General features: G+C 62.8%; 1 protein-coding gene. It reads right to left on the bottom strand.

Annotation, left to right across the window (positions count from 1 at the left end; genetic code table 11):
• Positions 1 to 290: AGE family epimerase/isomerase (locus KZZ04_RS18795; RefSeq protein ID WP_219423769.1), on the bottom strand; the 290-nt coding region annotated here is incomplete at both ends.

The following is a 290-nucleotide window of genomic DNA, read 5'->3' as shown; positions in this document are numbered from 1 at the left end:
ATGAAGCGCTTCTGCATCGCGGTAGCGAGGTCCAGCAGTGCATCTTGCGTAATGGCGTCTTCACGCACGGCCAACGTGGCGAGGAAGCCTTCGGCCAGGTGCATCAGCGGGTTTTGCAGGGGGCCGGACCTGAGGGATGACCAGCTGCGTTCCAATACCGCTTCGTACAGGCCGTCGCCGGTGGCGAAACGTTCGGCGACCACCGCCAGGGCCGCATCAAGCACGGACTCCACCAAGGGCTCACGCACCTTGGCCCAATAGTGGGCGCAGGCGAAGATGATGAATGCATG

Origin of the sequence: Pseudoalteromonas sp. CR1, from assembly GCF_019392235.1 — a bacterium.
Taxonomy (GTDB): domain Bacteria; phylum Pseudomonadota; class Gammaproteobacteria; order Enterobacterales; family Alteromonadaceae; genus Pseudoalteromonas.
Note: the sequence above shows the minus strand (reverse complement) of the source record. Positions and strands in the feature narration are given on the sequence as shown.